This window comes from Allobosea sp. 05T439 (assembly GCF_056396005.1).
In genome coordinates this window covers 40,156-50,492 of sequence record NZ_JBFTKP010000043.1, presented here as the reverse complement: position 1 = coordinate 50,492, position 10,337 = coordinate 40,156, and the positions used below count along the sequence as shown (strand labels likewise).

10 protein-coding genes and 1 pseudogene are annotated in these 10,337 nt (G+C 60.8%); 3 read left to right on the top strand and 8 right to left on the bottom strand.

The features are described from left to right. Positions 1-388: 388 nt before the first annotated feature. Positions 389-619 carry a hypothetical protein gene (locus tag AC1DIO_RS30090; RefSeq protein ID WP_476833001.1) on the top strand — a complete coding sequence of 77 codons (231 nt, stop codon included), beginning with the start codon at positions 389-391 and terminating at the stop codon, positions 617-619. Positions 620-645: 26 nt separating this feature from the next. Here the strand turns inward: AC1DIO_RS30090 and AC1DIO_RS30085 are convergent, their stop codons facing one another. After that, positions 646-1,290 carry a helix-turn-helix transcriptional regulator gene (locus AC1DIO_RS30085; protein WP_476854514.1) on the bottom strand — a complete coding sequence of 215 codons (645 nt, stop codon included), beginning with the start codon at positions 1,288-1,290 and terminating at the stop codon, positions 646-648. Positions 1,291-1,547: 257 nt separating this feature from the next. Between AC1DIO_RS30085 and AC1DIO_RS30080 the strand changes: the two are divergent. After that, positions 1,548-1,805: pseudogene (locus AC1DIO_RS30080) on the top strand (ATP-dependent DNA ligase); the annotation flags it as partial. 177 nt (positions 1,806-1,982) lie between these two features. Here AC1DIO_RS30080 and AC1DIO_RS30075 read toward each other — a convergent pair. Together AC1DIO_RS30075 and AC1DIO_RS30070 are read right to left on the bottom strand one after the other, a co-directional pair. Then, on the bottom strand, positions 1,983-2,489 hold the full coding sequence (locus AC1DIO_RS30075) for a thermonuclease family protein (protein WP_476854513.1): 507 nt from the start codon (positions 2,487-2,489) through the stop codon (positions 1,983-1,985). A gap of 1,211 nt (positions 2,490-3,700) precedes the next feature. Continuing rightward, the gene (locus AC1DIO_RS30070) at positions 3,701-4,195 is read right to left on the bottom strand and encodes a hypothetical protein (RefSeq protein ID WP_441509130.1); all 495 of its coding nucleotides are present in this window, start codon (positions 4,193-4,195) and stop codon (positions 3,701-3,703) included. Between the two features lie 738 nt (positions 4,196-4,933). Here AC1DIO_RS30070 and AC1DIO_RS30065 point away from each other — a divergent pair. After that, positions 4,934-6,460, top strand: coding sequence for a hypothetical protein (locus AC1DIO_RS30065; protein ID WP_476854512.1), 1,527 nt, complete (start codon positions 4,934-4,936; stop codon positions 6,458-6,460). A gap of 73 nt (positions 6,461-6,533) precedes the next feature. Here AC1DIO_RS30065 and AC1DIO_RS30060 read toward each other — a convergent pair whose 3' ends face one another. The 5 genes from AC1DIO_RS30060 to AC1DIO_RS30040 all read right to left on the bottom strand — a co-directional run bounded on the left by AC1DIO_RS30060 (position 6,534) and on the right by AC1DIO_RS30040 (position 10,320). Beyond that, the gene (locus AC1DIO_RS30060; protein ID WP_476854511.1) at positions 6,534-6,803 is read right to left on the bottom strand and encodes a hypothetical protein; all 270 of its coding nucleotides are present in this window, start codon (positions 6,801-6,803) and stop codon (positions 6,534-6,536) included. A 121-nt stretch (positions 6,804-6,924) separates the two neighbouring features. Further along, positions 6,925-7,143 carry a hypothetical protein gene (locus AC1DIO_RS30055; RefSeq protein ID WP_476833006.1) on the bottom strand — a complete coding sequence of 73 codons (219 nt, stop codon included), beginning with the start codon at positions 7,141-7,143 and terminating at the stop codon, positions 6,925-6,927. A gap of 324 nt (positions 7,144-7,467) precedes the next feature. Next, positions 7,468-7,818, bottom strand: a complete 351-nt coding sequence (locus AC1DIO_RS30050; RefSeq protein ID WP_476833007.1) for a hypothetical protein — start codon at positions 7,816-7,818, stop codon at positions 7,468-7,470. Between the two features lie 263 nt (positions 7,819-8,081). After that, entirely contained in the window at positions 8,082-9,185 is a 1,104-nt protein-coding gene (locus tag AC1DIO_RS30045; protein ID WP_441508807.1) for an NAD(P)/FAD-dependent oxidoreductase, read from the bottom strand. A gap of 46 nt (positions 9,186-9,231) precedes the next feature. Next, the gene (locus tag AC1DIO_RS30040; protein ID WP_476854510.1) at positions 9,232-10,320 is read right to left on the bottom strand and encodes an NAD/NADP octopine/nopaline dehydrogenase family protein; all 1,089 of its coding nucleotides are present in this window, start codon (positions 10,318-10,320) and stop codon (positions 9,232-9,234) included. Positions 10,321-10,337 lie beyond the last annotated feature (17 nt).

The window sequence follows — 10,337 nt, the reverse complement described above, 5'->3', positions numbered from 1 at the left end:
GCTGGTGGTGCGAACAGACACATCAAGACCGACGAACAGCTCCATGGCAGGCCTCCTGACCGGTTGGATCGATGGAGCCTGACCGGAAGACCGCTCTCCGTCATCCCGTATCAACGGGCGGCCGGAGCCCCAACAACCCGATCTTTTTGCGTTGGCGCCGAACCGCTGCTTTCCCAGCGCGTTTCTCCACCAATCATGCCCCCTACACTTGGCCCGCAGTGGGAGGACGCCGCGGGCCGCTTTTTTTTGTTCCCGTATTCTGCTTTGATGGAACACCGAGGGGCATCATCGGTTTGTCTCTCTGTGCTGGCATCGCCACTCTCCAAGCCTGCACAGCCTCGGGCCCTGCTGTCGCCATAGGCGGGCCCTATCGCTCGGAATCAGGCGGATGTACCGTACCGAGGTCTCAAACACGTGGATTTACCACGTCGCAATCCCGATCGCGGGGCACCACTTCCTGGATAAGTGGCTGACCGAGTGGGAAATCCCTTACCGGGTTATTCCAACAGAAATTGGTGATTCAGCCCTGTTGATCGGGTTTCCAACTGAGCGCTTTGCGCGCGCCTTTATCCTCGCGGAAGAGGCAGGGGGCACGTCCGTTTCGACCGGCCAACAATAAGCGGCTTTCTCCTTGAACGAGCGCGTTCAGGGCAGGACCGCTACCCTGGCGAGCAACGTGACCAGCTCTGCCTGACGTTTCGTGTTGGTTTTTGCGAAGAGCGCAGCTAGTTGCGAGCGAATGGTGGTGCGGCTTAGGTGCCGACTGCTGGCGACATCCGCGGGCAGATCGCCCTGCGCCATTTGAAGCGCAAGGCGCGTCTCAGCCATGGTCAGGCCAAACATGCGCTGAAGCATGAAGGGATTCGGTCGCAGGTGTGCATCAAGATCGAGCAGCATGACCACGCTCGTGCCGTCCGGTATGTCGTCCGCGACCTGATTGAGGAGGAAAGGCGTGTCGCTTGTGCCAGAGATGACGATCCAGCTCAGTGGACCGAGTCTCGGGCCGTTTGGGGCTCGCCCGATCAACCGCTTGAAGGCGCTGGTCAGCTGGCCAAGATCTTGAAAAGCCCCCTCATCGCAGCCAAGGATCAGTCTGGCCGTTGCGTTGGCCTCAACGATCTTTCGGTGGTTCTCGACGACGAGATAGCCGCAGCCGATTCGGTCGAGCATGTTCAGGGCCACAGCGCGGCGATAATTGCTTGTCGAACCTGATCTCCCCTTCTCCTGTGGCTCGCTGCTCAAAGTTGCGCTCAGCCTGGCGTCGTTCGGCCTAGAGATCATCGGTTCCAACCTTATCCCCCCAGCAATGAATACGCCCATCAAACTTTAACTATCGAGCCGCTCGCCTGTTCCTTTGCCGAGGTGCTGTATTTGCAGCGCTAGCCGCGCCGGGGAATCGCGGGTTTCGCCATGAGTTCGCTATTCAGTCTTGGCGTCATCCACATCCGGCACCGTCACGGCCTAGGGAGCCCCGCCGCGCCCCCTCGGAACGGCGGGGCGAACCTCGTGCGTGTGTTGGAGTGTCAGTTGTGTGCGCGCGTCGCGTTTTGCGTGCCGGCCCTGGGGCCGAGACTGTCCGTGGCCCGGTCAGCAAAGCGCGGGATGCGCGCCAGCGGAAGCTCAACTTTGACCCCATGCCGGAGCGGGTCGAGCCATGCCTGGATCTATTGGCTTCCAAGCCGCCTACCGGCAACGACTGGTCGTTTGAAGTGAAATGGGACGGCTATCGTCTCGCCATTCATATCGATAATCGCACCGTTCGGATCCTGACCCGCGGCGGGCATGATTGGACCAATCGCTTCCCGACKAGGACGTTCTTCAATTAAAAGATCCATCATGACCTAGTTTATGCCGTCTGCTCTCGACTCTAGTCGGATGTTGGGACTCGGTCAGAACGCGACATTGATCCCCGCAAGGTGTAGCGTACTGGAAGGGGCGCCCGTTCCTTGGCTCTCGCGAACGCGTTCGCGTTCCAAACGGAGTCACCCGGTGCGGCCGAGAATTTCTGTGACGGTGTCCGCCTCGCCCGGCATCCACCGGCTCCTGGAAGGTCGCCGGGATCTTGCCCCCTGAGCAGACGTTCCGAAGGTCGCAGAAGGGTCGCGAGCGGAAATTAACACCAGGGGCGTCGGCCGCCATTCCATGGTCAAGCCCTCGTCGACGAGTTGGGCGCCGATCGAACCACCGCCGTTCGCGACGATACGAAGTTTTCGGCCGTACGAATCTACGTCCCGGCTGCCAATCGCTTCCAATCGGAAGGGCCTCGAGCTCAGGAGCTCGGCCAGTCTCAGGGTGGCCCGTTGACCGAGAGCTGCTTCGTCGGCGCATTTGGCTCCGCCTGTTTCCGGCGCGTCAATGTCAGCGATCCGGATCTTCTCGCCGCGAAACCGGAAGGTGTCACCGTCGATGACGCAGTCGCCGGCGCCCCGCCCACATAGCGGGGAGGAAGATTGCGCCTGGCTGGATCCTGCAGTCGCTGGGCGGATCACCTCGATCTCGTTCGGGCGCGGGTTTGATCTCGAAGACAGGGGATCGAGTAGCGTCGCCCGGATCGATCCAGCCGGTTAGGGGAGGGCGTTAGCAAGCCGAGTGCGGCCCCCATCGAGACGATGAAGGTGCACACGCAGACGACTGCCCATTGGGCCGAACTCATGCCGGCCAAGTCTCGTCGGAACGACATTGCTGATCCTCCAGGCTGGAGAGTGCCAGAGGCGTCCTAAGGGACAGCCTAGGGAGACAGCACGGTTTGATGGTTCGCAGAACGAAACCGTTAGTGAAAATGGCCCGGCTCGCGGGCCTCAAGCGATAGCTTCTGACGCCGGATGGCGGCAGCAAACCTGAGGAAGCGAAGCAGCCTCACTGGCCAGGGTTAGGAGCCCGATGAGGGCGACCAATAAGGCATCAAAATTCGCTCGTGCGCAGGCACGCGGAAGGGTCACGGGGGGCTCTTTGGCGAAGGCCAAGGCGCCTATCCCGTAGCCTCGTCATGAGGCGTCGGACACGCGAATTTCTGTGCCTTAATTCGAGGCCAGTCTACGTCTCCAAGCCCCATGAGCGCGCAGGCGCTGGACCACCATTCAAGAGCCGCCGAAGGGCGGCCAAACGACATCCGAAACCGATCAGGCCCGGGCGAAGGCAGGGCTGGCGTGCGCAGGCGCGCATCAAGGTCGGAAGCGGATGGAAGTGGTGTGGTCCTGGGGGCTGTCGGAGACCGAAATGACGCGAAGGCGTCACTCAGTTTTATGTGGTGTGCGAAGGCACCCACAAAAACTGCGGTATTGAGCCTATTTTTTATTTTGGGAAATGAGGCCCATTCCGGGCCTGTCCTTGGTGGGAGGCAGCCACTGTGAGGCTGCGCATTTGCGGGGGTTTCTGCCGTCCTTGCCTGGGGCTTCTCAGGCGCCCTGAGCGGGCAACGCCGTCAGCTTGGGGCAGGGCCTGATCCTTGGAGGGGAGGGAGGCTCCGTGGGGTCTTCAAGCCCGTCTATGGAGCGTCCGTCTTTATTGGGGAACGCCGGCGGCAGCTGCCAGTGCTTCAGCCAGCAGATGCCGCCGGCGGACTTGTCCTTGATAAGTGGCTTTGTCGATAGCGGCCGCGGGGTTTTAGCCAGTCCTCAAAAGATAAGCGCAGGCGGACACTTGGCACGCCTGCGCTTTGTTTACATGGGGGTTTGCGCCCTGGAGCGCGGCGTCGAGATGTTCAACGGCCGGATTTCACGGCCTGTTCCAGGGACTGGAACCTATGCCGGGCGATGAGCAGCTTACGGATCCGGGATCCAAGCTTCGCAGCGAAGGAGTATTTCGAGACTTCGGCACGCGCCATGATGGGCTCACCATCGACAACGTCAAATAGCGTTTCGATGTATACCAGGGTTTCATCATCGCGGATCTGAACCTCAGCGAGAGGTTTTTCATCACCGTTCTCAACCCACCAATCGTAGGGCAGTCTTTTTCCCGGACTGAATTGATAAATCGGCGAGAATGCCTTCAATCGGTCGATAGCAGCGCGGCCGATCACCGCGTCGGAAGCATCCGCATCAAGGCAGACGAGTTCTCCAGAGTGGTGATATCCTCCGATCGCACTCATTGCGATACCTCCTCCCGTGTAGAATGCGGAAGCACGGCGCGTGCCGATGTAAGGTAATTCTTCACTGATCCAAGGTTCATCGAGAATGAGCGCTTCGAAATCGTGCATGGGCAATGTCAATCCTGGTAGGGGCGATGCTTATTGTATTCGACAATTTGGGATCGCCAAGAGATGCGCTCTTTTACTGGGGTTATGGAAACTCACAGAGAGCGTGCGGGCAGGGCAAATCAAGCCATAGCGTATCGAGCCGCGCTCGACATACCAGATGATGTGTTGTGAGGCCCGGATTTGATTCGCATAAGGAAGATTATGGAACCAATCCGGATCGGATTTCGATTTGTTTCGCCTTAGCCAGGCAGGCCCGCCTGGGTCGAGGTCGCCAGAGAGGTTTCCGCAAATTGCAGCAAATCCGGCCTCAACGGCCGCTAACCTCCTGATACGACGTGATCTCAAGTGCAAAACGCTAAGGCGAGATAATTGCGTTTCGACCACGGGACGGCCGGGGCATCCAGCGAAGTCCGAGTGCAGTTCCTTAGGCGAGATAAATGCGAGCGCCGCTTGAATCACAGGCGCGATAAAGCTGGAATACCTTAGGCGAATTAATTTCGAATGCTGACCTGATCGGCGCCACCAAATGCGGGTTGGAAATTGCGATCGCTTAGGCGAAATTAATTACTGAGACGGCGCTGCGGCATTTTTGGCGCCTTGGGAAAATCGCCGTTGAAGGCTGTCGGAAATAATCCAATTTTTTAGGCGAAATAATTCGCTCACTGACTTGTCAGGGTCGGAGCGCACCCGCTAAAATGAGCATCGAATTCAAACGCTATGCGTCACCCAGGACTTGCAATGACCGTTTTTCAATATCAGTGGGGCACCGAGCGTCCGCGTTCGCGCGGTGACCGACAGGACCGCTACCTTGGCGCATATGCCGAGGCGGGTCTGGCGCGCATTCTCGCGGAGAATGAGGCTCGGCTGGCCCGGTTTCAGAGCGACCTTGATGTGATCAAGCGCGATCGGGAGATCGTGCGCCTGTCGACGCCGGGTGGCCGCTATAACAGCGAGGTTGCGGCGACGGTTGCGGCGCAGTTTGGCGTCGTGTCGATGGGAGAACCCGTAAAGCGCGGTCGCGGACGTCCCGTGAAGTATGGCCCGCATGATCCGCGCCCGGCGCGGCCGAGTCGCGCGGTGACGCCTGCCGGTCGTTTGAGGGCCGCAGCCATGGTGCATACCCGCAAGAAGCGCGGCGGTGTGCGGCAGGAGTCTGGCACAGTCTCCCTCGTCACCGCCTCGCCGGCGCGTGCCGTCGCGCCGAAGGCGGCTGCTGAGATCGGTCGCGAATTGCTGAGCGGAACGATTGCGGCGCAGCAGGATGTGGTCGCGCCAGTCGAGCTTGACGTTGTGGTCGCGGATGGTGCGCTGGTTGCGGAGCCGGTGGCGAAGGCTCCGTCCTTCGACCTGGCTGCGATTTTGGCTCGTCAGCAGAGCAGCATGGAATCGGCGCTGCGGGAATTGTCGTCCGAGGACGACTTGTCCGAGGATGCCATCGTGGTGCGCAGCTTGTTCTTGAGCAGCCATAAGGCGCAGACACAGCTTCATCGGCGCCGGGTGCGCGGCGACGATGGTATTACTCGTCTGGATTATGACTTCACGGACGCCCTGGATGAATCCAAGGTGCCTGCCGAGGTGCGCGCGCGCTTCCCGGCTTTCGGACTGGTGACTGACCCGCCATCCGGGGAATTCTCGGAGGAGGAGCTTCTGCTTTGGATGAAGCTCGGGATCTTCAACGGCGTTGATTACCCGGAGGCCGATTTTGATCGGTATCTGCGGGATTATAAGACCGCCAAGCAGTTTTATGCGTCATTGAAGCGTCTTGTCGATCCCATTATCGACGGCGAGCGGCGGCGCATTCTTGTCTGGCCGTCGATCGAGCGTCGCCTGCATTTTGTCGAGCAAACGCATGATCGGTTTGCTCGCGGAAAGATCAACCTCGACACGGCGATGGTTCGTGTGGCGAACTTCGATTTCCTCGAACTCGATACCATTCGATACGGGGCGCATAAGATCTATCGTGCGATTGTCGATGCCATGCGCTGGTTCGAGGGCTTCTCGCGATTGGATATTGCGGAATGGTCGGGGCATGACCCCTCAAAGGTGCCGTCGTGCCGGTCGATTTATGGTTTTCCGAATTGGACGTTCCCGGAGCGTCTCCATGCCGAGATCGGCAACGGGAATATGCTCTGGGAGGAGGTTGATGCGGAGTACGCCGTGCCGAGCATGAAGGATCTTGTTGAATTTTCTGCGACGGACACMGAGATCCTGATCGCGAATCTCCGAAATCGCACCGACGTCGATTACGCAGATATCGAAATCTAGGGGTTTCGCCGATTGGGCGTGAAAAAGGGCGGCTGCCGCGAGGCGAGCCGCCCTTCACTATTCTGGTCTGATCTCAGAGGCTGCCGTCTCGCTCGATGAGGCGTTTGTGGACGCGATCGGTGAGGACCTTATACCCGTGGTCCCAGTTCGCGATGGCGTACTGGTTCCGGCGCACGATCATCTCGTAGAGGTCTATTTCGGTTCGATAGCTGTGCGGCGGCGTCCTGGTGCAGATGTGATCCGCCAGACGCTCGAGGTCTCTGTCGACCTTGGTCCGCTTTTTGGTCCAGGCCGGATTGGGCTTGCCGAAGGCTTTCGGGTCGAACGCGGTCTGGCCTATCATGGCGAACGTCCATTTTCTGGGGTTTCAACCCTCTTGGGTTCGCCCAAATTTCGATTTTGATCGAAGTGCGAGATCGGATTGATCGACCTCGCCTTGGGCTGCTCCAGAACGAACGTCAGCGTCAGTTGGCGGCGTCGGCCGGCTCTGGGTTCTGGATCCAGGTCTTTTTGGCGGCATCCCATTGATAGGTGGACTCCTCACCCTCTTTGTAGAAGTCGAGGGCTGCGACGGCGCCGCCGCCGTAGCCGGCGCTGTTCATCGCCGCGGTGATGGTCGGACCACGCACGATCTCGGTTTCGCCGGTGAGCCAGTAGAGGCGGAAGGTTTTCGTTTGGGTCATTGGGGTCCTTCAGAGAGCGTTCGAATCGAAGGGGTTGGGCTTATTTGTAGCCCAGGCTGCGGCGGCCAGCGCGAGAGATTTCCGGGATGCCGTATCCGAGCATTTTACGCGGGGTTGGCCCGGGACGCAGGGCTTTGGCCTGCGCCTTTGCGAGGCGGCGCCTTGCCGCGCGATCCATTTCCTCCGCGGCTGGCTGATCAGGCTCGGACGGTTCCGGCCTGGGAGTGGGCGGTGCAGCGCCGAGCCCGGCGGACATAAGGCTGAGCGCGGCAATTCCGATGCGGGCTCTCATGCGCGTTCCTTCGTTGGTTGTCAGGATCGAGATCAGCAGGCCTCGATGAACAGCTCGGGCTTGTGACCGGTAGCGGAGATGATGCCGAAGATGATGTCTTTGGCCTCGTCAAGCAGATGCGCCGGTGTCGGATCGACGCCGATCCCATTGGCGATGTTGGCGGTTGTGTCGACTTCGATCATTTCAAAGACTGTGACCGGGATCTCGACGCCCGCGCCCCGCTCGGCGATGTCGAAAAGCTCAGTGAGTTCGGGAGCTTTGGCGGCGAGGACGTCATAGACCTGGTGACGCTGCAAGGTGCAGTCATTCGTGAGCGCGTGCGTGGTGATGCGACGGGCGCCATTGACGCGCGAGATGATCGAGAGCGAGAGGCCGTATGCCATCGTTGTCACCCTTCTTGGGATTTCGAAGAAAATCGATTTCGATTCCCAATGCTGGAATGATGGCCTCTCCCCTCCCCTTGGGTTTGATMGCACCGCTCAAAAAGAACCCGCCATTCTGGCGGGTCGAGATGGGGAGGGTCTCTCCTCTAAGGGAGCACGATACTCAATGGGTGTCGTTCCTACCACACGTTGCGTCAGGAACTGGTCACTTGGCTCGGTTAGCGACGGGTTTTGATCGCGTCAATCTTGCGATCGGTCCGAACCTAGCGAAAGAACCGGGCCGGCCGGAACTGGGCGAGTTCGGGGCGCGGTTTGCCGCTCATTATCTCGTCTGCCGCCATCGCCCCGAGCGCAGGCGAAAGCGTCGCGCCGCTATGGGTGACCATCACATAGTAGCCTTCGAGGTTCGGTACGGGGCCCATGGCGGAGAGGCCGTCCTTGGGAATCGGACGCTGGGTGACGCGGCTCGCTTCCGGTTTCACCGGCGCGATTCCGGGCAGGATCCGTGTCAGGCGCGCGACGAGATCCGCCGCCTGGTCGAGGCCAGGACGGTTCGTGATTTCGGGGGTAACCAAGGCATCGGCCGGCCCCCAGTGCACCATAAGCCTGCCGGCGCCATCCGGCCTAAAATCGCAAACAGGTGTGGCCACGACACGCTGGATCGATGCGGGAACCGGGGGCGTGAAGACCAGAAAGCCGACAGTCGGCGCCAGCGGCACATTCGGGGCCGTTCCGGCAATCGTGTCGTTCGACCAGCGCCCGGTGCAGTTGACCACGAGATCGGCCATCAGGGTGTCCCCCGCCTCGGTGTGCACACCCTTGACCTTGCCGCCCTGCACAAGCAGCCCGGTAACCTTCGTTTGGGTATGCAACTGCGCGCCCTTGCGGCGTGCAGCGGTCATCATCGCATGGGAGTAGACGACAGGATCGAGCCATCCGTCCTCCGGATACCAGGCGACCGGGGCATCGCCCACCGCGGCAGGATCGATATCGGGCTCGAGTTCAAGCAGCTGCTGGCGATCGATCCATTCGACGCCATAATCCCATTCCTGGAGGCGAGCCACCTTGGCGCGGTGTTCGTCTCGCCCCTCCTCGTCGCGCCATTCGACACGGCCGCCGGCATGCCACCACGGCGTCGCACCGAACTCGTCCTTCAGCGCCGCATGCGCCCGCATGCCCGCGACATTCAGATCGTGATAGGGGCGCGGCGCCTTATTGCTGGAATTCGTCCAGGCGAAGCTGATGCCGGAGGTGCCACCGCCGACGCGCGTGGCCTCCAGCACKGTGACCTTCGCGCCCGCGAGCGCAAGACGATAGGCCACCGACGTCCCCAGGACGCCGGCACCGACAACGATGATCTCAGGCATAACCGTATTTCCGATCGAATAAGGGGCGATTGGGATGGCGCCGGAACTACTTCGCCTGCGACGCGGACCAGCCGTCACGAACCAGCGTCTTGAGTTCGGCCAGCGACATGGTCTCGAGCCCGATATCGTCGAGCAGGTCGTTCTCGCTCGCGAAATCGCGGCCATAAAGTGCCGAGAAGACGTCGATGCCAGCCTGGTGCAGCGTGGCGGGCCGATCGGTCAATTTGCCGAGCAGCACGGTCGGATGCAGGCCGAAGGGCGCATCCTCCAGCACATAGCGCGTGTCGATGCTGTCGGGGCCGTTGCCGCCATTGCCGCGTGCGGCAAGCTGGCGGGCCATCTCGCCGACCGGTCCGGGCTCGACATGGAAGGAGAGGTTATAGTGCTCTCGAATGGTGCGCACCTTGTAGCCGGCCGCCTCGGCGATCGCGAGGCGTTCAGCATCGAGCGCTTCGAGCAGGCGGCCGACAGAGTCGGTATTGTTTTCGTTCTGGCCCCAGGTTTCGCCGTGCTCCATGCGCGTGAAATTGCATAGTGCGATGCCGAGATGGTTTTGCGGATTGAGGTTGGAGAGAGAAATCGCCAGTGCGTCGGAGCGCTCGACGAAGCGGTCGCCGAACAGTTCCTGACAGACTTGCAGCCCGCGTGCGCCAGCCGAGGCAGGGATGGTCGCGATATCGACCTTGGAACGGATCGTCGAGACGTTCACGCTCGCGTCCCCGGTGCGGCGCCCTGCCGTCACAGTGGTTCCCCAGACAACGACAGGGATATCGAGCCCGCGCTCCGCGATCTTTTTGGCGATATAGAGGCCGCTGAACGAGGTGTGCGAGCTGATGATGACAATCTGACCGCTGGCAAGGTGGGGAGCGGCGGCATCCATCGCCATGCGATGGCCATTGGCCGGCAAGGCCAGCAGGACGGCGTCAGCGCCGGCGATCGCATCACCCGCGTTGGTCGCCATCGTGACCTTGAACGAACCGTMGAGCGAGCCAGTCGCCGCTAGTGGCTTGCCCGCGACGATGCTTTGCCCGGTTTTGCCTGAGGGCGACCACAGCACAGGCTCATGGCCGAGGGAGGCGAGCAGCGCAGCATTGCCATAGGCTATCGAGCCCGCACCGAGTATTGCGACACGCATCGTTTGTTTCCTTGGGA